Raw genomic sequence first — 23,213 nt, 5'->3', positions numbered from 1 at the left:
ATGAAAGATTAACCGCACAAGCGCGGTATCAAATACTACTATCTGACAAATTATATTTTCAAAAATCACTTACTTTCCGGTTTCTTTTCTTTTCTGCCGTGGAGGCTTTATTTTTCAACCTCTTTTCGATAACCCCTTTAGGAATTTTGGTTGGCTTTCTTTTTTTCTGTACAATAAGCGAACGTTTTAATAAATCGATCAGTTTCGCGACCGTTTTCTCTTTATTTAACAACTGGCTTCTGTCTTCTTGCGAAACAATGTGCAACAAACCTTCAGTATCTAAACGGTTTTCCAACCTGGATCTTAAAAGTGTTTTCTCGTCTTCGTTTAAATAAACTGCAGTTTCTAAATCGAAGATCAATTCGACCTTGCTCGAAACCTTATTCACATTCTGCCCACCTTTGCCCCCACTTCTGGAAGTTTTGAAAATAACAGACCGTAAAATTTCTTCTCTTGTGGGCAACATGCCGCAAAAGTAATAATTTGAAAATAATAAAAGCTTATTCCCCTTCTTTGGTTTCGCTCACCTTGCTACGTAAACCCACAATATCTTTATCCAACTGATAGATACCTCCCCTATCGCTACCAACCAATTGAAGTTTTTCCAACATGGTTTTTGCCATTTTTTCTTCCTCCAGCTGCTCATCTAAATACCACTGTAAAAATTTAAATGTGAGGTAATCTTTTTCATTCAATGAAAGCTCTACCAGATCGTTAATACTCTTAGACACCAATAACTCATTATCCAAAAAATCCTGGAATACCTCTATTACCTGAGAAAAAGAATTTTTTGGCATATCTAAGGCGGTTATTATGGCATGTCCGTCGCGATCGTTAATATAATGGATCAACTTAAGCATGTGGTGCCGTTCTTCGTCACTCTGGCGGTAGAAAAATTCTGTATAACCTTCCAAACCAGGCTGGGTTTCTAACCAGGAGGCAATGCCCAGATAAACTTGTGATGATTCGGCTTCCAGCTTTACCTGGTTATTCAGCGCCGACAACATTCTTTCAGATAGTAACATAACAGTATTTATTTTTATATTAAACACATCCATCAAATCAATGTTTTAGCATAAACTTGTTTAGAATCTATCTTTATACCTCTAAAAAATTCAGCATTCTGTTTCTATTTTTTACCTTTGCAAAACGATGAAGAAAAACCTGGTAATCGCAATAGATGGCTATTCATCTTGCGGAAAGAGTACATTAGCAAAGGCATTGGCTAAAAAATTAGGTTTCATTTATGTAGATAGCGGAGCAATGTACCGCGCCGTTACTTTATATTTTTTAAGAAATAACATCGATATTTCTGATGATGCTAAAGTTGTTGATGCCTTACAGCACATCGAATTAAATTTTCATTCGCGCGATTACGAATCGCACATTACCCTTAACGGCGAAGAAGTTTCTGATGAAATCCGTTTAATGCCGGTTTCCGAAAACGTAAGTGCGGTTTCTGCACATAAAATCGTACGCCATGAAATGGTGAAACAGCAACAGCGCATGGGCAAATCAAAAAATATCGTAATGGATGGCCGTGATATCGGAACTACCGTTTTCCCTGATGCACCTGTGAAATTCTTTATGACTGCCGACCCTAAAATCAGGGCCGAACGCAGATTTAAGGAACTGGAAAGCAAAGGCAACAACGAAACCACTTTGGAAGAGGTTTTCGAAAACCTGGCACACCGCGATTATGCCGACACCACCAGAAAAGAAAGTCCATTGGTCAGAGCTGATGATGCGGTTATTTTAGACAATACAGATCTTACCCAGGAAGAACAACTGGCTTTTGCATTGGAGCGGGTGCAACCGTTTTTAGTTCATTAGTCCTTTAGTTCATTGGTTCAATAACCATTAGCAAGATGGTTAATCGGTTAATTGTAAACCACCAACTGAAACTGGTAATTGGTTAATTGGTTTGTCACTCCAAACGATCAACCCCAAACTGATCAACTCCAGACTAACTGTTTTCTGAGAGAAAAAAATTTCATACTTTTAGCACCTAACCCAAATGTTAACCATGAAATTAAAATCAATTTACCTTACCGTATTATTTTTATCGCTCGTAATCCTAAATGCCAATGCCCAAAAAGGCTGGATCAATCTTTTTAACGGCAAAGATCTGAAAGATTGGAATATCAAAATTGCAAAACATGATTACAAAGAGAATTATGCCAATACTTTCCGCGTAGAAAACGGTGTAATGAAAGTAAGTTATGATGGATACAAAGAATTTGACCAGCAATACGGACATATTTTCTACAAAAAACCTTTTTCGGCCTATCTTTTAAAAGTAACCTACCGTTTTGTTGGCGATCAGGCTAAAGGTGGTGAGGGCTGGGCTACCAGAAACAGTGGTGCCATGCTTCATTGTCAGGATCCTGCTACGATGTTAAAAGACCAGGATTTCCCAATTTCAATTGAAGGACAAATCTTAGGTGGCGACGGGGAGCACGAACGCCATACCAGTAATGTATGTACACCGGGTACCTTAATCAACTACAACGGCAAATTATTTACGCCACACTGTTTAGATTCCAAATCAAAAACTTATGCCGGCGACCAATGGGTAACGGCAGAATTTTTAGTATTGGGCGATTCGGTTGTAAAACACATTATTGCTGGCGAAGTGGTGCTTGAATATACCAAACCTCAAATTGGCGGGGGCAGCGTTTCCAATTTCGATCCAAAAGTAAAGATAGATGGCAAACCCTTAACCTCAGGTTATATTTCTTTGCAGAGCGAAAGTCATCCGATAGAATTTAAAACGGTACAACTCTACGATTTAGAAGCCTATATGAAAGATAAAACTAAACTGGACAAAGTTTTGGCTAAAATATTAAAAGAGTAAACTAAACTGCTACTCAATTGTTAGATGATGAGGTAAAAAACCTACAGCTAAATTTTTACGATGCTCAACACTCATTTATTTAAATCCATTGCCCTATTCCTCTTTCTTTTCATTGCCAATTTTGCCTTTGGACAAACGGCTTACAAGGTTAAAGACATTCCAGACCCTAAAAAAAATGGTGGCGGTTATGTAAGTGATCCTGATCATATATTAGGTGATGGTGCGGTTTCAACTTTAAATGGCACCATCACCGAGTTTGAACGCGAAACCAATGTTCAGGTGGCAGTGGTGGTGGTGAATGACTTCGACCATGATAAAGAAGACTTCGATTTTGCGTACGAGCTGTTCAATACCTGGGGAATCGGATCTAAAACCAGCAATAATGGTTTACTGTTGTTTATTTCAAAAGACCGTCGAAAATACCGTTTTATTACCGGAACCGGAATTGAAGGGGTATTGCCAGACGTAAAGCTTAAACATATTGCCGAACAAAATCTCCTCCCTGCATTCAGGCAAAACGATTTTAGTACGGGTATTACCAATACCATTGAAGCGATTGGAGTAATTATTTTAAATCCTGAACACAAATCAGAACTGAATCAATTTTTTACGCAACGCGAAAGCAACAGCAGTTTAGAAAATTTCTGGTTACCTACAGGAATAATCCTATTGGCTTTTTGGGGTGTGTTCAAAATCGTAAACCGACAGGCTAAAAATGGCTTAAATTTAAAAGGCTTTGATAAGGAAAACAGCTATGATACAAACATCGCTAAAGGTTGCGGGGTGATTTTCTTTATTGCATTCGCTTCTATCTTCGTATTTGTTTTTACAGGGGCTTTTGATTTTTTCAAAAACATCAGGATGGTACATGTGCCCTATATTCTTTTCACTGTTTTAGCTATAGGACTTTTCTTCAGGTATCTTTTTTATATTTCGGCCTTACGTAAGGCGCACCAGGACGATAAAAATTTTTTCGATTCGGTTGTAGCCTTCCACAAGAAAAACTGGTGGTTAGTGCTCTTTTCTCCGATCATTTTAATTGCCATTATAATCCATTTGATCAAGCGTGTTAAAACCATCGATCGTTTTAAACCAATTCTGGATAGTAAAAACAACCCAATGATCAGAGTAGATCGTGATATCAATATCGAAGGCGAGCCTTTTTTAACACCAGGCCAACGTAAAGAAGAAGTTGTTTTGGCTTACGATTATGATATCTGGGAAAGTGCCGATCATAAAGAACACATCATTAAGGCCTGGCCTGCGGAGGAATATAATAGTTATACAGAATGTCCGGAATGTAATTTTAGAACCTATAAGCTGAATAAAAGCGTAACCACAAGGGCAGCAACTTACAGCCATGACGGGCAGGCTAAACTGATCAATGAATGTAGTTTTTGCAAAAAAACAGAATTCATCAAATGGATTACACTTGCCATGCTAACCAGATCCAGTTCATCATCTTCTTCATCCGGCGGCAGCAGTTCTTCATCGTCATCGGGCAGTAGCTGGGGTGGCGGCAGCAGCAGTGGGGGTGGTACTGGTGGAAGCTGGTAAATCAATCTAAATTACATGACCAAAAAAAATATTTTGATCGTACTGGCCATATTATCCCTTCTGATTGTAATTTACCTGGTTAAATTTACAGCCATCAATATCGCATGGAGCAATATCCTGTTTCCCCGTGAATTTAAACAATATCCCTATTTAAACAATGGTGCACAATCGGAACATTTTGAAGTGGAATATCTTTTCTATGACCCCGCAAATATTGATTATGATACCGAAACTGGTGGTTTTATCATCACTACGGCACATGTAAACCAGGCTTTTGAAGTATACCATAAATTTGATGTCAGTGGAAAACTAATCGATTCATTGGTTAACGACACCAGTGCCATTCACACTTTTCATAATGAAGGTGTTGTATTTGGCTCAGACTATTTTATCGATTGGTCTACTTCCGACAATAGGCAAAGAAAACCCTTTATCGCTTTTTTAAATGAGGATTTTAAATTGGATGATAAAGGCTGGGAGGAAACTTTTGAAACGAATTACAAAAATGCGCAAGCAGTAACCTACAAGGCTTCAAAAGATTGGGATTATTTAACCTTTTACTTCAAAACCACAAAGGGATGGACAGCCATGAATACCCACAAGAATGATGAACGCATTTACCAGGACATGGCTTCGGAAAATGATCTGGATTTCAGAGGTTATCCGGTTAAAGGAAATAGGTTTATCCCTTTAAAAAGCAGCATCAACGGAAAATACCCCTTATTGAGCTATAAAAACCGCAATCAGGCTGAGGGCCGTCTTTACAACTGGACAGATCCAAAGAACCCAGTTATTTTAAAATATTTCAAAAAAGAAAACCTGCAAGGCCGCGCACCATACACTGGCTTGCCACAAACCTGGGGCGGAGATGCCTATTTAACGCTAAAACATAAAACAGAAATGATCCGCTTTAAGAAAATTGCGCTCAAAGATGTAGGCTTTTTTACCGAGCCAGAAGTCAATTTAGATCTGTATAAAGTACCGCAAGCGTTTGAAGATAAATCAGATGTTGCCTTTATTATCCTTTCCTACGGAACAAATGTTGGCGATCGTGGCGGAAACGGGCTATATGTAGTTAAAAGAAAATAATCCTGTCCGACTGTTCTTAAGCCTGATTTTTTGTTAGGATAAAGTTTTGTGAAAAACTCTTTTAAATCTTTCTGTAGCCATTCGTAAAAGAATTTCTATTTTTGGCATAATAATGGCTCGCTAGGCATCTTAAAACCGATGCTTTTACTGCAATTAACGCTCTGTTAAAGCATCTATAAAAAAACAACATGATCAGAATCCTATTCCTATTTTTTGCCCTCTTTATATTTTCATCAACCGTTAATGCACAGGATATATACCGCGTTAAAGCTGACAAATTGCGTGTCAGGGCAACTAAGGATTCGAAAAGTAAGGTAATCGGATCGATTTCTAAAAATGAAAACCTGACGGTTTTAGATGCGGGCGATGCTAAATTTTATAAGATTAAATTAAAAAACGGCGAAGGCTGGGTGAGTAAAGATTTCGTTGAAAAAATTGCTCCGGCAGCTAAACCATCTACGCCACAAGCACCTCAGCCAAATGCTGCGCAGCAAAGCACTACGCCCCAGGCAGTAACGGGCAACGATATGTACCGTACCACTGCAGATGATTTGAGGGTTAGGGAAAAAGCTGATCCGAAAAGTAAAATCGTTGGACACTTACCAAAAGGTGAAAATGTTGCCGTGATCGACTCCTCAAATACAAGCTTCTTTAAAATCAAGGTGACCAATGGTGAAGGATGGGTAAGCAAAGAATTTTTAGTGCGGATTTCTCCTGTGAAAGCTGCAGTTGAAAAAACACCAATTTCGGCATCTGTACCACAGGAAAATAAAGATTATACAAATATTATCTTTTTTGCTGTAGTGGGTTTAATATTGATAACCATTTTATACTTTTCAATCAAATATGCCAGTGGCAATAAATTCCTGATTGGCTTTTCGGTTATTGTAATTCTTGTAATCGGATATTTCTGCTACATTACTTTTATACAGGCTAAAGTGGTTACAGGCACTTTTGCCAGCAATGAAGATATCCAATACAAAACCTTTACCTTTAAATCGAAAGATTCGGTAACTGTTACTGATGCCTATACCGATTCTATTTTTACTTCAAAATATGTAATCGAAGGCGACATGATCAAATTGTACGATCAGCAAAATACGATTATGCTATTGATCCGGGACGATCAAACATTAATTGGCGAGGGTTTTACAAGAGGAACTTTTACGAAGAAATAGCCATTCCTAATTTTAGATGCTGAATAATCCGATAGCTATCGGACCGGCATGACAATGCGCTTTATTTTATTCGTTATTCTGAACCCGTTTCAGAATCCTTATGAAAGAAAGATATGAGATTGTCCTTCTACAGGCTCAGGATGGTAATGTTTTTTTATCCCTAACTTAATGACATTGCCCAGCGGGACGATTCGTGTGTAGCCAATAATTTATTACTGGCGTTTCGTTCTGTAGGAACGTTTAGTGGAATTTTGTGCACAGGCCATCGGTTTTAAACCCGATAGAGCCAAATAGCCCGGATCCCGATTTATCGGGAGAGGACTATAGGCGATAGCGGGACTGCTGTTTCAGAAGCACTACTGCACGCTCATTTTCAAATAATTAAGCAATAAACTCTTCGCATATTAAAATAGATGCTGAAATAAATTCAGCATGACGATCTGGTTAAATCGTAAGGATTTCTATTAAAATAAGGATTGGCTGCCCAATCGATTCTTAATATCCTAAAAATCAGCAACATTTATTAAAAAAATCTTTTCTATTAATTAAAAAATTTTTACCTTTGCAGTCCCTAAATAGGGAAAAAAGGAGATAATTAATTAATGGCTAAAAAACAAGTAGCAGAAAAAGAATTAGCAGCTAAAACAGCTGAACTTCAGGGAGAAGGCGGACGCCTAACTGAAAAAGAAACTATTGAATCAGAAGCTGATTCAGTTTCGATCGAATCGATCAAATCATCATTAGCTACACCAACCGAAGATTTCGACTGGGATGCAGATGAAAAAGTTTTCGGTAATTACAATGACGCAGACCGTAAAAAGTTTGAAGATATGTATGCCGGAACATTCAACCAGATCACTAAAGGTGAGATCATCAGCGGTATTGTTGTTTCAATCAACAACAAAGACGTAGTATTAAACGTAGGTTTTAAATCAGACGGTTTAGTTTCTACTTCAGAATTCCGTGATACACCAGATCTAAAAATCGGCGATTCAGTTGACGTTTTCGTTGAAGCACCAGAAGATGCTAACGGTCAATTGATCCTTTCTCGCAAAAGAGCAAAAACCCAAAGATCATGGGAAGCGATTAACGAGGCTCTTGAAAATGATAGAATCATCAACGGTTTCGTTAAGAGCCGTACTAAAGGTGGTTTAATCGTTGATATCATGGGCGTTGAAGCTTTCTTACCAGGATCTCAAATTGATATTAAACCAATCCGCGATTACGATGTATACGTGGGTAAAACAATGGAATTTAAAGTTGTTAAAATTAACCATGAGTTTAAAAACGTAGTTGTTTCTCATAAAGTGTTAATCGAAGACGATTTAGAAAGCCAAAAAGTAGAGATCGTTTCTAAATTAGAAAAAGGTCAGGTATTGGAAGGTACTGTTAAAAACATTACTGATTTCGGTGTGTTCATCGATTTAGGTGGTGTTGACGGTTTACTTCACATTACTGATATTTCTTGGGGCCGCATAGAGCATCCAAAAGAAGTATTGTCATTAGATGAAAAAATCAACGTGGTTGTTTTAGATTTCGATGATGAGAAAAAACGTATCGCTTTAGGTTTAAAACAATTAACTCCACACCCTTGGGAGAACTTAAGCACCGACATCCAGGTTGGTTCTAAAGTAAAAGGAAAAATCGTAACTGTTGCAGATTACGGTGCTTTCTTAGAAATCATCCCAGGTGTTGAAGGTTTAATCCACGTTTCTGAAATGAGCTGGTCGCAAAACTTAAGAAATCCACAAGAATTCTTAAAAGTTGGTGATGAGATCGAAGCTGAAGTTTTAACTTTAGACAGAGACGAGCGCAAAATGAGCTTAGGTATTAAACAATTATCTAACGATCCATGGCAAGAAGTTGCTGCTAAATTCCCGGTTGGAAGCAAGCACACAGCTACTGTTAAAAACATGACTAACTTTGGTGTGTTTGTTGAGATCGAAGAAGGTATTGATGGTTTAATCCACATCTCTGATCTTTCATGGTCTAAAAAAGTAAACCACCCTAACGAATTCACTAAAGTAGGTGATGTATTAGACGTTGTTGTTTTAGAACTTGATGTTGATAACCGTAAATTAAGCTTAGGTCACAAACAATTGGAAGAAAACCCTTGGGATACTTTCGAAACAATCTTCACTTTAGATTCGGTTCACCAGGGAACAGTTGTTAAAGTAACTGACAAAGGTGCTGTTATTGCTTTACCATATGGTGTAGAAGGTTTCGTACCAACTAAACACATGGTTAAAGAAGATGGTACTTCAGTTAAAGCTGAAGAAACCAATGACTTCAAAATCATTGAATTCAACAAAGAAGCAAAACGCATCGTAGTATCTCACGCCCGTATCTGGGAAGAGGTTAAAGCTGAAGCTGTTGCAGAAGAACGCGCAACTAAGAAAAAAGAAGCTAAAGCTGCTGTAACTGCGGTTAAAAAAGTTAAAGATTCTGTAGAGAAATCTACTTTAGGAGACTTAGACGTATTGGCTCAATTGAAATCGCAATTAGAAGGCGAAGAAAGCAAAGCTAAAAAAGGCTAGTTCTTTTTAACTGATTATATTCATCCCGATAGCGAAAGTTATCGGGATTTTTTTTTGTGAGTTTTTTGCCACAGACACACGGATTTCTTTGATGGATCGTCATTGCGAAAAGGCTTTTCAGCCGGCGAAGCAATCTCATTTTCATTCACCATATAAGAAATGTAAGAACATTGAAGAAATTTGCAACATGAGCTTATATTTTTTTAAATGTCTTGTATGGTTCAATATTTGAAAACGAAAACAACTGCTCATCGGTAACTCCTGTCCCGCTATACTTCCTGCCGTAAAAAACGGCATCCATCCTATCGGGTTTATGTAACATATGTAGTTCGTCCTACCAAACCTTTTCCTTTCATAAGCCTATTATTACTACTTTTGAAAAGCGTAACCCTATCCTATTCAACATGAGAAAAATTATCTTTTTGTTTCTAACTATCGTTTCCTTGAAACTTTCGGCGCAGGAAATCAACATTATACCGCAGCCAGCTTACCTGGACATAAAAAAAACACAGAAACCTTTTATAATCGATGCAAATACTCAGATTGTGGTTGTCGACTCTACACTAAACCCTTCAGCTGATTTTCTTAATGGTTATCTTCAAAAATACTATCAATTAAAACTGAATATTACTAAAGTTACCCCTGACAAAAACTCTATAAAACTGATATCAGATACAAGGATAAACGAATTTAATGATGCTTATACCTTTGCAGCAGGAGATCAAAATATTACTATCGCGGGCACATCGCAAGCAGGGGTATTTTACGGTATTCAGTCGCTTATACAACTACTGCCAGTTGTGGAAAGCCAGAAGATTGCCATTCCTTCAGTTGTAATAGCCGATCACCCTCGTTTCGATTACCGTGGCATGCACCTCGATGTAAGTCGCCATTTTTTTGATGTGGCTTTTATCAAACAGTACATCGATTATTTGGCGTTGCATAAAATGAATTATTTCCACTGGCATTTAACAGATGACCATGGATGGCGGATTGAAATCAAAAAATATCCAAAACTGACAGAGATCGGTGCCTGGCGCAACGGAAGTATTGTTGGCCTGTGGCCCGGAAAAGGAAATGAAAATATTAAATACCAGGTATTGCCCACTGAAGTAAAAATCACACCAAAAGATGCCGTGATTAAAACCGACGGCATTAAACATGGCGGATATTATACCCAGGAGGAGATTAAGGATGTAATTGATTATGCCGCTAAACGGTATATCACCATCATCCCGGAAATAGAAATGCCTGCACACAGCATGGCCCTATTGGCGGCATATCCCGAATTGGGCACCGAGCCCAATAAAAAATATGAAGTTGCCCAAACCTGGGGCATGATGAATAAATACAACAATGTACTTCAGGCTTCTGATACCACTTTTAAATTTCTCGAAAATGTACTAACAGAAGTGATGGATTTATTTCCATCACCGTATATCCACATTGGTGGCGATGAAGCTTCTAAAGTGTGGTGGAAACAATCGTCAGTTTCGCAACAGGTGATGAAAGATAACGGTTTAAAAAATGAAAGTGAACTGCAGAGTTATTTTATCCGCAGGATGGAGAAATTTGTAAACAGCAAAGGCAAAACCATTATTGGCTGGAACGAGATTTTACAGGGTGGCTTGGCACCAAATGCAGTGGTTATGAGCTGGCAGGGCGAAAAAGGAGGTGTAGAAGCCGCCAAACAACAACATAAAGCCATCATGACCCCAGAGATTAAAATGTACTTTAATCATGCCCAATTTGCAAAAGAAGACAGTTTAACAGCCAACAAATTTTCACCCTTAATTGATGTGTACAACTACGAACCTGTACCTGCTGAATTAACTGCCGAACAGGCAAAATACATTTGGGGCGGGCAAGGCTGTTTGTGGAGTGAGTACATTACCAATCCGGCTAAGGTGCAATATCTGCTTTTCCCGAGATTAGACGCGCTAAGCGAAATTTTATGGAGCCCGAAAGAAAAACGCAATTATCCGGATTTTCAAAAAAGGCTAAAAACGCAGTTTAAACGGTACGATTTAATGGGTATTACTTATGCTAAGCGGTATCTGGAGAATTAATGGATCAGCTGCTTTGCCACCTGTAGCTGATATGCCCCGGGAGTAATGCCCACAATCTTTTTAAAGGCCCTGATAAAGTAATTGGCATCGCTAAAACCCAGTTCATAACTTATTGAGGCCACCTTGGTTCCGGGCTGCGCCAATAAAAGCTTGGCCTTGTTAATTTTTTCGGTTAAAATAAAATCGTTCGGACTGATGCCGAGTTCGCGTTTAAACAAGCGGTAAAATGTTGCCTTGCTCATACAGGCCTTATCGCTCAAACTGTTAATACTGATTTTTTCATTCAGGTTTGATTTGATATAGTTCAATACAAATGCCAACGGATTTTGGTTGATGTTATAACCTTCATCATTAATCGTTTTAAGGTTCTGGGTTTGCATAATGCGCACCAACAGCTCTTTCAGCGTTAAATCGGCCAGTACATCTTTTTCCCTTGTCCGCTCGGAACAGATGCGGATGACTTTGTTAATCAGGTAGGCAATTTCTTCGTTGTTGTAAAAATGGTATTCGTCGTAATTTAACAACCATTTTTCGTTGCTTCCCTCCTTTGGAAAAAATTCATTTAAATAGGCAATTGTTTTTTTGATCTGTTCCTGATCGATAGCCAAAGCAATACATTGGGTAGGATTGAGATCGGTAGCTTCTGGAAAATCGATTTCCATCTTCACCGAAGGTGGAACAATAACGGTTTGACCGGGAAAATAATCAAATCCTTTCTTATCAAATAAATGCATTACCTTTTTCCCCCTCAGCATGCTCGTAATTACAAAATCCTTAAAAGTAAGCGGAACCTTATAAGATTGAATATAAGTTTCGAAAACATTCAATTCACAACGCTGCAAGGTATACGATGTCCTGTTTTCTACCAACGTTTGCAACGTTTCCGAAGCGCTGAGCTTTACCTGATCCAATGTATGTTGCATACCGAAGATATATGGTTAGACGTATTTAATATGATCAAATATAATTATTTCGCTGATCAAATCATCATCTCCGGCACCTATTATGTGGACGGAATGCATTGTTCGCTACCAACTGATCTTAGAGATTACCCGAACCACAATATGCTTACATCAGGTGAAACAATAGTGCTATCAATTGATGCGATTATACTATCTGTGCCATATGCTTTGCCATTAGGTTTGTATTAACCAAATCTTAAACCGCAAAAGTCATAATGAGCAATGGCATAAAATCCTATACCACATTCAGCTCATGATGGCTTTTAAAATTTAATCATCAATAATAATTATGGAAAATTTAATTGAGAAACCATCGTTCAAATCCCATTACGATAATTATATCGGGGGAAAATTTGTAGCACCGGTTAAGGGCGCTTACTTTGATAATATATCGCCGATTGATGGTAAAGTTTTTACCAAAGCAGCCCACTCCACCAAAGAAGATTTAGCACTAGCCGTTGATGCCGCGCATGAGGCATTTAAAACCTGGAGTAAAACCTCTTCTACCGAGAGAAGCATCATCTTGAACAAGATTGCGCAACGGATGGAAGATAATTTAGAATACCTTGCCACTGTAGAAACTATTGATAACGGAAAAGCCGTTAGGGAAACCCTGGCAGCTGATTTACCTCTGGGCGTAGATCATTTCAGGTATTTCGCAGGGGTAATCCGTGCTGAAGAAGGTTCATTATCAGAACTCGATCACAACACAGTTTCTTTAATTGTACACGAACCCATTGGCGTGGTGGCGCAGATTATTCCCTGGAATTTCCCACTATTAATGGGCATCTGGAAACTGGCCCCTGCCCTCGCCGCCGGAAACTGCGTGGTGTTAAAACCGGCAGAAAGTACCCCAATTTCGATCATGGTTTTAATGGAACTAATTGGCGATTTGTTGCCTCCTGGAGTGGTAAATGTAGTAAACGGATTTGGCGCAGAACTGGGTCGTGCATTGGTAACCAATCCGAAAGTATCGAAAGCCGCATTTACAGGCTCTACCCCTACCGGACGTTTGGTCATGCAATATGCCACTGAAAATATAATTCCGGTTACATTAGAACTTGGTGGGAAATCGCCCAATGTTTTCTTCAGCTCGGTCATGGACGAAGATGATGCCTTTTTGGATAAGGCTGTTGAAGGCGCGGTAATGTTTGCCTTAAACCAGGGTGAAATCTGTACCTGCCCGTCGCGTTTATTGATCCAGGAAGATATTTACGAAAAATTTATTGCCAAAGTGATCGAAAGGACTGAAGCGATAAAAATCGGCAGTCCGCTGGATAGAACAGTGATGATGGGTGCCCAAGCTTCTAAAATCCAGTTTGAGAAAATCGCACAATACATAAAGTTAGGTAAAGAGGAAGGTGCGGAAGTTTTAACCGGTGGAGAGGTAAATGAGCTACCTGGCGAATTGGGCGGCGGTTACTACATCAAACCAACTATTTTTAAAGGACACAACAAAATGAGGATTTTCCAGGAAGAGATTTTTGGTCCGGTGTTGGCAGTTACCACCTTTAAAACCGTTGAAGAAGCCATTGAAATTGCAAATGATACTTTGTATGGATTAGGTGCTGGGGTATGGACCCGCGATGCCCACGAGCTTTATCAGGTGCCACGTGCCATTCAGGCAGGCCGTGTTTGGGTAAACCAATACCATGCTTACCCAGCAGGTGCGCCTTTTGGTGGCTACAAACAATCGGGTGTGGGTAGAGAAAACCATAAAATGATGCTGGGCCATTACCGCCAGACTAAAAATATGCTGATTTCTTACGATAAAAACAAATTAGGCTTCTTTTAGTAAGTTTGAAAAAAACGATCATGATCGAGCGAATAAACAGTACAGAAAAAGCAAAAGAGCTAATTGCAGTACTTAAAGAAAAACATGGGGAACTGATGTTTTACCAGGCTGGCGGCTGTTGCGAAGGTACACAGCCACAATGTTTCGAAAAAGGAGGCTATTACCTGCGCATGCATGATGTTTGTTTAGGTGAAGTAGAAGGTTGCGCGTTTTGGGTAGACAGAGATCTGTTTGAATACTGGAAATTCTCACACTTTACATTAGATGTACTGGATGGGTTTGGGGTAGGTGGCTTCTCATTGGAAACTCCGATGCAAAAGACATTCAAAATACATTACCGATTATTTACTGAAGAAGAATTGAAGAACTTAACTCCTGTACAAATTGCAGAGTAATTGTTGTTTATTTGGTTTAAACAGCGGTCAGTTTGGAGCAATCCAGCTGACCTTTTTTGTTTTTCGTTCGTCACCTTGATCCGATAGCTATCGGATTTATTTTAGGGTCTTTCTTAACATTAAAGATGCTGATCCCGAAGTTTGTTGACAGCATGACGGTACTGATAAATGATATGTATTGGAACTTAAACCTTATCCAGCCCAGTTCAAAATAACTTACACTGAACACATGCGTAATTTTAAAAATAAATGCAATCTTTGCATTCAAAACAAAACCATGCGTAAACTATTTGCCGTCCTTTCTACCATCATTACCTTATTTGCCATTAAAGAAACGGTATACATATTTACTTCTACTGAGCCGGATATGGTGAAACAAAAAGCCATTATGATTGTCATTGCGCTAAGTATCAGTATTCCTTTAATCATCCTTTCGCTATGGCTGTGGTCGCCGGGCAGGAAGAAAAATGATCAGCAAAACTAAGGATAAAACTTACTTTTTAGCGCGGGTGTGGGTACCCAGCAACTTTCCTCTTTTCCCCACCATCGGTAACGGTTTTTAGCAATTAGATCGTAAAACCAATCGCGGATAAATTTCGGAACGATATAAAAAACATACAGCAAAGGCAGTAATCCGCTGAGTTTTTTAGCAATCTTTAATGCCGCAGATGATTTGGTATAAAGCTTACCGTCTTCCAGCAACAAAATCGTATTTAACTGCTTTGGGTCAGCATCAAATTTGGGCAGGATTTCTTGGGCATAAGCTCCCTGTAAGGCGGTAAAATGGAACTGGTCTTTTTGATCGTGCTCAATCACAAACTGCACCGATGCATTACATAAGTTGCAAACGCCGTCGAAGAAAATTACTGATTGAGACATAGCATAAAGTTAACCATTATAGCAGTAGTAAAAATCAGTTTTATGTATTATTCCAATTTATTAATGGCTTTACTGGCGATAAAAAAGATAATCCTGTACATTAGCTTTTGGTTAATAAAGCTTAATAAGCATGTATATTTCGATTAATAATGAGCTGTTTTTACAGGAAGATGCCCATATTTCGGTAGCTGACCTGTCTATCCAAAGGGGTTATGGGATTTTTGATTTTCTGAAAACGATCAACAACAAACCCATTTTTATACAGGATTATTTCAACCGTTTCTACAATTCTGCAAAAGAAATGCATCTGGAAGTTGAACTTAACAGGGCACAATTACATGAGGCCATCCTTAAACTGATCAATAAAAACAATATCCCAAATTCAGGTATCAAAATCATCCTGACAGGCGGTTTTTCGGACGACGGTTACACCATGGTAAAACCAAACCTGATTATTATTCAGACACCTTTGAATATTATCGAAAATGAAACCAGCAAAGCACTTGCCTTAGTGAGTTATAACCACCAGCGGCAGATTCCCCAGGTAAAAACAATCGATTATTTACAGGCCATCCGCTTGCAGAAATTTGTAAAGGAAAATGGTGCCGATGATTTGCTTTACCATAACAATGGCAAGGTTAGGGAATGCCCAAGGGCGAATTTCTTCATTATTACCGACAATGAAATTATCACCGCAAAAGATGAAATTCTAAGAGGGATTACAAGAAGTAAAATTTTGAGTCTCGATATCCCAAATTACACGTTTATGGAGCGGGATTTTACGTTAGATGAAGTTTACCATGCCAAGGAAGCTTTTATCAGCAGCTCTACCAAAAATGCCTTTCCTGTTCATCAGGTGGATGGGAAGTTAATCGGCGATGGAAAGAATGCGGTTACCAAATTGATTAACGATAAAATCCTGGAACTAATAGTATTGGACCAGGAAAGCTGACACGGTGGGTTTTGAACCTTTAATAGCTGCAAAAACCAGCCACCTAAACCGGATGGAAACGGCAGCTCCCGATCCGATAACTATCGGATGAGCGGGACTACAGTGTACAGCCGGACTAACTTTAAAATAAAAAACCGAGCTTGCTTTTCAAATCATTATAAAACAATTATATCTATTTTTAAACATTGGAAGAGAACAATTTAGCAATCAAAGCCTAAAACAATCGACATTCAACTTTATAACCTTAAAACATTTTTATATATTTGCCCAATCCTTCTTCAATGCAAAAGAAAACACTTCTTGACGGACAAAAAATTCAGATTACAATTAAGAGGCTTTGCCATCAATTAATTGAAAACCACGACGATTTCGCGAATACCGTTTTAATTGGCATCCAGCCGAGGGGTATTTTTTTGGCAGACCGTATCCACCAGGAACTCGAGCAGATTCTAAAAAACAAGAAAATTTTAAAGGGAAACCTGGATATTACTTTTTTTAGGGACGATTTTCGACGTAAAGACGGATTGGTTACGGCCAGCAGCAACTCGATCGATTTTATTATCGAAGGCAAAAAAGTAATCTTGATTGATGATGTACTTTGGACGGGCAGAACCATCAGGGCAGCTCTAGATGCCTTACTTGCATATGGCCGACCGGAGAAAGTGGAACTTTTGGTTTTAATAGACCGCAGGTTCAGCAGACATTTACCTATCGAACCTGATTACATTGGACATCAGGTAGACAGCTTGAACTCGCAACAGGTAAAAGTGACCTGGGCTAGTGAAGGAAGTGAAGACAAAGTGATTTTAATATCGGAAAACAATAAATAAAAATGGCAGCAGAAAAACTATCAACCCGACATCTTTTAGGCATTAAAGATATTAACCGGAATGATATCGAATTGATTTTCGAAACTGCAGATAATTTCAAGGAAGTGATTAACCGCCCGATTAAAAAGGTGCCATCGCTGCGTGATATTACCATTGCCAATATCTTCTTCGAAAATTCTACTCGGACCAAACTTTCATTCGAACTTGCTGAAAAAAGGCTTTCAGCCGATGTGGTCAACTTTGCCGCTTCATCGTCATCGGTGAGCAAAGGCGAAACACTGATTGATACGGTAAACAATATTCTGTCAATGAAAGTGGATATGGTGGTAATGCGCCACCCTTACGCCGGTGCTGGTCAGTTTTTAAGTAAACATGTTAAAGCGCAGATTGTAAATGCGGGCGACGGTGCGCACGAACACCCTACACAAGCCTTGCTTGATGCTTTCTCGATCCGCCAGAAACTGGGTGATGTTGCAGGCAAAAAAGTGGTGATTGTGGGTGATATCCTCCACTCCCGTGTAGCCATCTCAAACATTCTTTGTTTACAGCGCCTTGGTGCAGAGGTAATGGTTTGCGGACCTACAACCTTAATTCCAAAACACATCCATCAACTGGGTGTAAAAGTAGAACATAACCTTATTAAAGCCTTAAACTGGTGCGACGTTGCCAATATGCTGCGTATCCAGCTGGAGCGTCAGGACATTAAATACTTCCCATCTTTAAGGGAATATGCTATGATGTACGGCTTAAATAAACAGATCTTAGACAACCTCGATAAAGAAATCATTGTGATGCACCCGGGTCCGATTAACCGTGGCGTGGAGATTACCAGTGATGTGGCCGACAGCAAACAATCGATCATTTTAGAACAGGTAGAAAATGGTGTTGCTGTAAGAATGGCCGTGCTGTATCTGTTGGCAAGCCAGGGGTAGGTTAGTTTGGAATGGGGAGATTGGAGTTGGGAGTCTGAAGTCTTCAGTTTATAGTCGTGCTCCGCAGTCCAGAGTAATCAGCTGAATTGGTTGGTGGCTTGATATACTTCAAGATTTTAAAGTGGCATCTGGCAATTTAACAATCACAAACAATTTAACCATAACCACAATACAGTTAACCAATTTAAATAATTAACCGGTTAACCAGGCAGAACAATCTCACATTACGCGGTCAGGCCACCAATTACTGATGGACCAATGAACCTCATCATTTTTCCACATTCGTTCAGCCCTGAATACCAAAGCAAAAATCCTGTCGTTAATTTGTGTTATTAACAGATGTTAATTACTTCTGTTGATAAGCTTTGATACTATTTATAATTTAGTACCAACCATATTTGAAACCAATGCAGAAAAAATACTTACTAATTCCGCTATTTTTAGCTGGAAGTTTTAGCACCTACGCTCAGGTTAGCGCAGTGCAGAACCTCAACAAAAACTATCAAACGGGCTTAGAATTATTAGACAAAGAGAAATACACTGCGGCTGCACAACAGTTTAAACTTGTTGAGCTGCAACGTTATAAACCTTCTACCCAAACGGAGAGCAACGCCGAACTATCTTTACTAAAAGAGAATGCGAAATTCTATGCCGCTGTTTGTGCACTAGAGTTAACCAATGCCGATGCCGAAAGTTTGTTCCAGGCATTTATCCGCGATTATCCGTTAAACCCGAATACCAAACTGGCTTATTTTTATGTTGGAAAAACTTATTTCAACCAGAAAAACTATAAAAAAGCTTTAGAGTGGTTCGAAAAAACAGATCCTTCTACACTTTCTGGTAAACAGCGCAACGAGTATCAGTTTAAACAGGGATATGCCTATTTCGAACTAAAAGAATACGATAAGGCAGAACCTTTATTCGAAAAAGTTAAAAAAGAGGAAGGCGATTTTCAGGAAAGCGCCACTTACTACTTTGCTTATATCAACTATTTAAACAAAGAGTATAAAACGGCATTGGCCAATTTCGAAAAGCTAAAGGGCTCTCCTACTTACGAGGCAAGCTATCCATATTACATCACTTCGATGTATTATCTGGATGAGCGCTATGATGATGTAATCAGCTATGCCTTGGCCTCTATTCAAAAAACAAAACAGCAGTTCGAGCCAGAAATGTTGAGTCTGGTTGCGGCATCCTATTTTGCAAAATCTGAATTCAAAAACGCTGAAAAGTATTTTGCTGAATATTACGCAAAAGACAAAAGCGAAACCAAAAACAACCTTTTCATTTACCAGTACGGTTATTCTCTATTCCAGAATAAAAAATACAAAGAATCTGTTGCGGTTTTAGAAAAACTTAATAATGACGATATATACCTGCAAAATGGTATGCACACCCTGGGTAAATCCTTTATCCAGTTGGGCAATAAACAAAAAGCGCAAAGTGCCTTTTTCAGGGCTTCGCGTTTAAGCTTTGATAAAGGGATCCAGGAAGAAGCCTGGTTAAATTATGCCAAACTAAGTTACGAATTGGAATTTCACCAGCAGGCTTTAGAAGCCACGCAGGGTTTCTTAAAAACCTTCCCAAAATCGCGTAAGATCAACGAAGCCAAAACTTTGTTGGGTGAAGTTTTATTGACTACCAAAAATTATCAGGCAGCTGTTGATATCCTGGAGCCTATTCCGGATAAAAACCTCGAAGCCAAAGAAGCTTATCAAAAGGTAACCTATTTCCGCGGACTGGAGTTTTATAATGAAAGGGCATTCCCTAATGCATTGTCGATGTTCTTACGTTCTGAAAAGTTTCCTGAAGACAATGAGATCAATGCTTTAAATACCTACTGGAAAGCAGAATCGATGTACGAACTGCGCAAGTACGGAGAAGCAGTTAGCACTTTTGAGCAATTTTTAAAAATGCCGGATGCCGACAAAACAGGTGTTTACAATTTTGCCAACTATGCACTGGCCTATGCGGCTTTCGAAGATGAAAAATACAGCAAATCAGCTACTTACTTTGAAAAATTCCTATCGGGCAATGATAAAGACCAGAAAACAATTGATGATGCCACCATCCGTTTAGCCGATTCGTATTTTGTAAATAAAAGCTATGGTGATGCGATGGCGAATTATAACAAGATCATCAGCCGCAAAACGACCTCAGAAGATTATGCCACTTTCCAGAAAGGCATGATCCAGGGATTGGAAACCCAGTACGATGCAAAAATTGCAACCATGCAAAGCTTGCTGAATACTTTTCCAAATTCGAACTATGCTGACGATGCGGGTTTCGAAACCGCCTATACTTATTTTAACAAAGGCGATTTTGATAAGTCTAAATCAGACCTTGTGGCATTAGTAGCCAAATATCCACGCAGCAGTTATGTGGCAAAAGCTTTGGTAACCATCGGCCTGGTTCAATACAACCAGGACCAGGATGATGCGGCTTTAGAATCGTTCAAAAAGGTAATCCGCGATTACCCTACTGCCGACGAAGCTAAACAGGCCATGGAGTCGATCAAGAACATTTATGTAGACCGCGGAGATGCAAATGGTTTTATCACTTATGCCGCTACTACCCCACTTGGCAATTACTCTGGTTCGGAGCAAGACAATATCGTTTTTGCCGCAGCAAACAATACCTATTTAAAAGGTGATGCCAACGGAGCATTCCAGGCCATAAACGCTTATTTCGATAAATTCCCTAAAGCAAATCACGAAAAGGAAGCTAAATTTATCAGGGCAGAATCGCTGGTTAAACTGGGCCGCCCGGATGAAGCCATTCCTGATTACGAGTTTATCTTAAACGACTGGACAAGCGATTATACCGAACGTTCACTGGTAAGTATATCAACATTGTTTTTAAATCAGAAGAAATACAACGAGGCCATTGTTTACCTGAAAAGATTAGAAACCACCACTGATTACAAATCGCACTATAGTTTTGCCATCAACAACCTGTTAAAGGCTTACACGGCTTTAAACATGCCTGATGATATGCTTAAATATGCGCAGCTTACCAAAGAATCAGAAAAAGCTTCAGAAGAAGAAAAAAACAGTTCGAGCTTATTCTCTGGTAAGGCTTATCTGCTAAAAGGCGACACCACTACAGCTATAAAAGAATTTAAAAACGTAGTGGCCAAAACAAAAACCATTGCAGCAGCAGAAGCTAAATACAATCTGGCTTTATTGGAATACAACAAAGGTGATTTCAAGACTTCATCTAAAACCTGTTTCGATCTGATCAACAACATGGCTTCTTACGATTACTGGGTAGCAAAAGCATTTATCCTTTTATCTGATAACTATGTGGCCCTGAAAGACAATTTACAGGCGAAAAGCACACTTCTCAGTATAATTGATAATTACGAAGGCAAGGATGATATCATCCCTACAGCCAAAGAAAAACTAGAAAAACTAAACCAGAAGAAGTAGCCTTATGAAATCGATTAAATATATATATAGTTCACTGTTTTTGTTAGCTGCTGGATTAATGACTGCTCAGGCGCAGGATAAAAAAACTGATGAAAAAGGGGTTGTAAACGAAGAGATTGAAGTGGTTCGCCCTTACAAACCAATTTTGGCTGAGGCTGTAAAGCTCAGAAGAAGTCCTAATCTGGATGACGTTAAAACCTATAAAGCCAAGCTTAACTACAGTATTTTAGATCGGAAACTGGAACTGAACAGTGATATCCAAAAATTACAGGCACAGGCCCTGGCCGAAGAAAAAGAAAGCATATTGGTGAACAATTATGTAAAAGGTGCCTTCGGTTCGCTGGCTACCCTTTTGGGCGAAGCTTATTTTAATACCGGAAAGGACGAAGGCCTGCAGGTAGGTGGATATTTTAAACATTTTAGTCAGGAAGGAAAGCTGAATAAACAAAACAGCAGCAACCAACAGTTAAGTGTTTTCGGCCGTAGCATTTTAGACCAGAACACCGTTAGTGGCCGCATCAATTTTGAACGTAACGGTACTTATTTTTATGGGATAGACGATACCCGGCCAGCATTTAACACCAACCCTGATAAACAAGCTTTAACCACCATCGAACTGGAAGGTGAACTAGTGAAAAACTTTACCGAAGATGAAGATGCTTTCAGTTATGCTTTAAAAGCCAATGGTTACATCTGGAACGATAAATTTAGCGCCAAAGAAAACTACCTGAGCTTAAACGGTTATGTAAATAAACGCATTAATTCGTTAAACCTGGGTTTAGCCGCATCAACTGAGTTTGGCAATACCAAAGATGCCTTAACCAGTGTTGGCAATAACCTGTTGCGCTTAAACCCGTATATCCGCTTGCAGGTGAAAGGCGCTAAAATTACAGCGGGAATTAACTTCGTACAGGAATTTGGTGCGTACAGCAGCTCTAAAATATTCCCTGCCGTTACTGCCGACTTTACCCTGATCCCTGATTATTTACAGGTTTTCGGAGAAGTTAAAGGTGATGTAAACAGAAACTCTTTAAAAGGCTTTACGGATGAAAATCCATGGTTAAACAGCAATATCCTTGTTAAAAACACGGTAGAAAAATTAAGTTTCAGTGCAGGTATTAAAGGTACCGGTGGACCGGGATTTGGTTATAAAGCACGTGTATATGTAAAACAGTTTGATGATATGCCATTATTCGTGAACAACTTTACCGATTTCAACAAGTTTGATGTGATTTACGATTTCGGTAAAACGAAATTAACAGGTTTAGAAGGCGAAATTTCCGTTCAGGTGAGCGATGCTCTAAAATGGACCGGTAAATTAAACCTTGATGACTGGAAACCGGCTTCTGAAACCTACTCTTGGTTTAAACCCGGTTTAAAAGTAAGCTCGAACTTTATGTATACCTTCAATAAAAAATTAAGCTTTAATGCAGGTGTAGTGATTCAGGATGATGTAAAAGCAAAAGTATATACCGGCGCTCCTGTTCCAGCTTCACAATATGTGATTCCGAACACCAATATAGAGCTGATTGAAACGGTTAAAGGCTATGTTGATTTAGGTCTTGGTGCAGATTATAGGATCAACAAAAAATTCTCTGTTTTTGCTAAAGCAAACAATATCTTAAACACCAATTACAGCAGGTACCTGTATTATCAGGTAAACGGATTTAATATTTTCGGAGGCTTGACTTATTCTTTTTAAAACGAAGAAGCTTCCGAAGTTTTGTTTAAACAAAAAGCCTCCAGTAAA

The 23,213-nt window shown here is 39.0% G+C and carries 19 protein-coding genes; 15 read left to right on the top strand and 4 right to left on the bottom strand.

Translation table 11 applies throughout. The features are described 5' to 3' along the window. Nucleotides 1-58 precede the first annotated feature (58 nt). Both arfB and AC04Q1_RS22855 read right to left on the bottom strand, forming a co-directional pair. Entirely contained in the window at nucleotides 59-466 is a 408-nt protein-coding gene (gene arfB / locus AC04Q1_RS22860; protein WP_478366862.1) for an alternative ribosome rescue aminoacyl-tRNA hydrolase ArfB, read from the bottom strand. A 34-nt stretch (nucleotides 467-500) separates the two neighbouring features. Beyond that, a complete protein-coding gene (locus AC04Q1_RS22855) occupies nucleotides 501-1,025 on the bottom strand; it encodes a ferritin (RefSeq protein WP_478366861.1) in 525 nt (174 codons plus the stop codon). A 127-nt stretch (nucleotides 1,026-1,152) separates the two neighbouring features. On the opposite strand from AC04Q1_RS22855, the gene cmk reads away from it, so the two are divergent. From cmk to AC04Q1_RS22820, 7 genes are all read left to right on the top strand, one after another. Continuing rightward, nucleotides 1,153-1,833 (top strand): (d)CMP kinase, encoded by a 681-nt coding sequence (cmk, locus tag AC04Q1_RS22850; protein WP_478366860.1) that lies wholly within the window; start codon nucleotides 1,153-1,155, stop codon nucleotides 1,831-1,833. A gap of 193 nt (nucleotides 1,834-2,026) precedes the next feature. Continuing rightward, a complete protein-coding gene (locus AC04Q1_RS22845) occupies nucleotides 2,027-2,857 on the top strand; it encodes a 3-keto-disaccharide hydrolase (protein ID WP_478366859.1) in 831 nt (276 codons plus the stop codon). A gap of 60 nt (nucleotides 2,858-2,917) precedes the next feature. Beyond that, the gene (locus AC04Q1_RS22840) at nucleotides 2,918-4,414 is read left to right on the top strand and encodes a TPM domain-containing protein (protein ID WP_478366858.1); all 1,497 of its coding nucleotides are present in this window, start codon (nucleotides 2,918-2,920) and stop codon (nucleotides 4,412-4,414) included. A 15-nt stretch (nucleotides 4,415-4,429) separates the two neighbouring features. After that, nucleotides 4,430-5,503, top strand: a complete 1,074-nt coding sequence (locus AC04Q1_RS22835) for a hypothetical protein (RefSeq protein WP_478366857.1) — start codon at nucleotides 4,430-4,432, stop codon at nucleotides 5,501-5,503. A 188-nt stretch (nucleotides 5,504-5,691) separates the two neighbouring features. After that, on the top strand, nucleotides 5,692-6,681 hold the full coding sequence (locus AC04Q1_RS22830; RefSeq protein ID WP_478366856.1) for an SH3 domain-containing protein: 990 nt from the start codon (nucleotides 5,692-5,694) through the stop codon (nucleotides 6,679-6,681). Between the two features lie 602 nt (nucleotides 6,682-7,283). Continuing rightward, nucleotides 7,284-9,218, top strand: a complete 1,935-nt coding sequence (gene rpsA / locus AC04Q1_RS22825) for a 30S ribosomal protein S1 (protein WP_131534443.1) — start codon at nucleotides 7,284-7,286, stop codon at nucleotides 9,216-9,218. Between the two features lie 404 nt (nucleotides 9,219-9,622). Then, complete coding sequence (locus tag AC04Q1_RS22820) at nucleotides 9,623-11,287, top strand: beta-N-acetylhexosaminidase (protein ID WP_478366855.1); 1,665 nt, start codon at nucleotides 9,623-9,625, stop codon at nucleotides 11,285-11,287. Here the strand turns inward: AC04Q1_RS22820 and AC04Q1_RS22815 are convergent. Then, nucleotides 11,284-12,210: an AraC family transcriptional regulator gene (locus AC04Q1_RS22815; RefSeq protein ID WP_478366854.1), complete on the bottom strand. Its 927-nt coding sequence runs from the start codon at nucleotides 12,208-12,210 to the stop codon at nucleotides 11,284-11,286. The two genes, AC04Q1_RS22820 and AC04Q1_RS22815, sit on opposite strands and share 4 nt — an antisense overlap. 328 nt (nucleotides 12,211-12,538) lie before the next feature. On the opposite strand from AC04Q1_RS22815, the gene AC04Q1_RS22810 reads away from it, so the two are divergent. The 3 genes from AC04Q1_RS22810 (at nucleotide 12,539) to AC04Q1_RS22800 (ending at nucleotide 14,923) form a co-directional block, all read left to right on the top strand. Further along, entirely contained in the window at nucleotides 12,539-14,044 is a 1,506-nt protein-coding gene (locus AC04Q1_RS22810) for an aldehyde dehydrogenase family protein (RefSeq protein ID WP_478366853.1), read from the top strand. A 20-nt stretch (nucleotides 14,045-14,064) separates the two neighbouring features. Continuing rightward, complete coding sequence (locus AC04Q1_RS22805) at nucleotides 14,065-14,439, top strand: DUF779 domain-containing protein (protein ID WP_478366852.1); 375 nt, start codon at nucleotides 14,065-14,067, stop codon at nucleotides 14,437-14,439. A gap of 277 nt (nucleotides 14,440-14,716) precedes the next feature. Then, nucleotides 14,717-14,923 (top strand): hypothetical protein, encoded by a 207-nt coding sequence (locus AC04Q1_RS22800; RefSeq protein WP_478366851.1) that lies wholly within the window; start codon nucleotides 14,717-14,719, stop codon nucleotides 14,921-14,923. Here AC04Q1_RS22800 and AC04Q1_RS22795 read toward each other — a convergent pair. Further along, entirely contained in the window at nucleotides 14,920-15,318 is a 399-nt protein-coding gene (locus tag AC04Q1_RS22795) for a thiol-disulfide oxidoreductase DCC family protein (RefSeq protein WP_478366850.1), read from the bottom strand. The two genes, AC04Q1_RS22800 and AC04Q1_RS22795, sit on opposite strands and share 4 nt — an antisense overlap. Before the next feature lie 130 nt (nucleotides 15,319-15,448). Here AC04Q1_RS22795 and AC04Q1_RS22790 point away from each other — a divergent pair, with 130 nt between their 5' ends. From AC04Q1_RS22790 to AC04Q1_RS22770, 5 genes are all read left to right on the top strand, one after another. Next, complete coding sequence (locus AC04Q1_RS22790; RefSeq protein ID WP_478366849.1) at nucleotides 15,449-16,270, top strand: aminotransferase class IV; 822 nt, start codon at nucleotides 15,449-15,451, stop codon at nucleotides 16,268-16,270. Between the two features lie 281 nt (nucleotides 16,271-16,551). After that, on the top strand, nucleotides 16,552-17,100 hold the full coding sequence (gene pyrR / locus AC04Q1_RS22785) for a bifunctional pyr operon transcriptional regulator/uracil phosphoribosyltransferase PyrR (RefSeq protein WP_025144664.1): 549 nt from the start codon (nucleotides 16,552-16,554) through the stop codon (nucleotides 17,098-17,100). A gap of 2 nt (nucleotides 17,101-17,102) precedes the next feature. After that, complete coding sequence (locus AC04Q1_RS22780; protein ID WP_029279355.1) at nucleotides 17,103-18,032, top strand: aspartate carbamoyltransferase catalytic subunit; 930 nt, start codon at nucleotides 17,103-17,105, stop codon at nucleotides 18,030-18,032. Nucleotides 18,033-18,439: 407 nt separating this feature from the next. Next, nucleotides 18,440-21,463: a tetratricopeptide repeat protein gene (locus tag AC04Q1_RS22775; RefSeq protein WP_478366848.1), complete on the top strand. Its 3,024-nt coding sequence runs from the start codon at nucleotides 18,440-18,442 to the stop codon at nucleotides 21,461-21,463. 4 nt (nucleotides 21,464-21,467) lie between these two features. Continuing rightward, entirely contained in the window at nucleotides 21,468-23,165 is a 1,698-nt protein-coding gene (locus tag AC04Q1_RS22770) for a TonB-dependent receptor (protein ID WP_478366847.1), read from the top strand. Nucleotides 23,166-23,213 lie beyond the last annotated feature (48 nt).

Source organism: Pedobacter humicola (assembly GCF_056490705.1).
This window is presented reverse-complemented; position numbering and strand designations above follow the sequence as displayed.

Bases quoted from the DNA above. Each gene is read 5' to 3' on its own strand.
- arfB (WP_478366862.1), bottom strand. From the start codon at position 466: ATGTTGCCCACAAGAGAAGAAATTTTACGGTCTGTTATTTTCAAAACT.
- AC04Q1_RS22855 (WP_478366861.1), bottom strand. From the start codon at position 1,025: ATGTTACTATCTGAAAGAATGTTGTCGGCGCTGAATAACCAGGTAAAG.
- cmk (WP_478366860.1), top strand. From the start codon at position 1,153: ATGAAGAAAAACCTGGTAATCGCAATAGATGGCTATTCATCTTGCGGA.
- AC04Q1_RS22845 (WP_478366859.1), top strand. From the start codon at position 2,027: ATGAAATTAAAATCAATTTACCTTACCGTATTATTTTTATCGCTCGTA.
- AC04Q1_RS22840 (WP_478366858.1), top strand. From the start codon at position 2,918: ATGCTCAACACTCATTTATTTAAATCCATTGCCCTATTCCTCTTTCTT.
- AC04Q1_RS22835 (WP_478366857.1), top strand. From the start codon at position 4,430: ATGACCAAAAAAAATATTTTGATCGTACTGGCCATATTATCCCTTCTG.
- AC04Q1_RS22830 (WP_478366856.1), top strand. From the start codon at position 5,692: ATGATCAGAATCCTATTCCTATTTTTTGCCCTCTTTATATTTTCATCA.
- rpsA (WP_131534443.1), top strand. From the start codon at position 7,284: ATGGCTAAAAAACAAGTAGCAGAAAAAGAATTAGCAGCTAAAACAGCT.
- AC04Q1_RS22820 (WP_478366855.1), top strand. From the start codon at position 9,623: ATGAGAAAAATTATCTTTTTGTTTCTAACTATCGTTTCCTTGAAACTT.
- AC04Q1_RS22815 (WP_478366854.1), bottom strand. From the start codon at position 12,210: ATGCAACATACATTGGATCAGGTAAAGCTCAGCGCTTCGGAAACGTTG.
- AC04Q1_RS22810 (WP_478366853.1), top strand. From the start codon at position 12,539: ATGGAAAATTTAATTGAGAAACCATCGTTCAAATCCCATTACGATAAT.
- AC04Q1_RS22805 (WP_478366852.1), top strand. From the start codon at position 14,065: ATGATCGAGCGAATAAACAGTACAGAAAAAGCAAAAGAGCTAATTGCA.
- AC04Q1_RS22800 (WP_478366851.1), top strand. From the start codon at position 14,717: ATGCGTAAACTATTTGCCGTCCTTTCTACCATCATTACCTTATTTGCC.
- AC04Q1_RS22795 (WP_478366850.1), bottom strand. From the start codon at position 15,318: ATGTCTCAATCAGTAATTTTCTTCGACGGCGTTTGCAACTTATGTAAT.
- AC04Q1_RS22790 (WP_478366849.1), top strand. From the start codon at position 15,449: ATGTATATTTCGATTAATAATGAGCTGTTTTTACAGGAAGATGCCCAT.
- pyrR (WP_025144664.1), top strand. From the start codon at position 16,552: ATGCAAAAGAAAACACTTCTTGACGGACAAAAAATTCAGATTACAATT.
- AC04Q1_RS22780 (WP_029279355.1), top strand. From the start codon at position 17,103: ATGGCAGCAGAAAAACTATCAACCCGACATCTTTTAGGCATTAAAGAT.
- AC04Q1_RS22775 (WP_478366848.1), top strand. From the start codon at position 18,440: ATGCAGAAAAAATACTTACTAATTCCGCTATTTTTAGCTGGAAGTTTT.
- AC04Q1_RS22770 (WP_478366847.1), top strand. From the start codon at position 21,468: ATGAAATCGATTAAATATATATATAGTTCACTGTTTTTGTTAGCTGCT.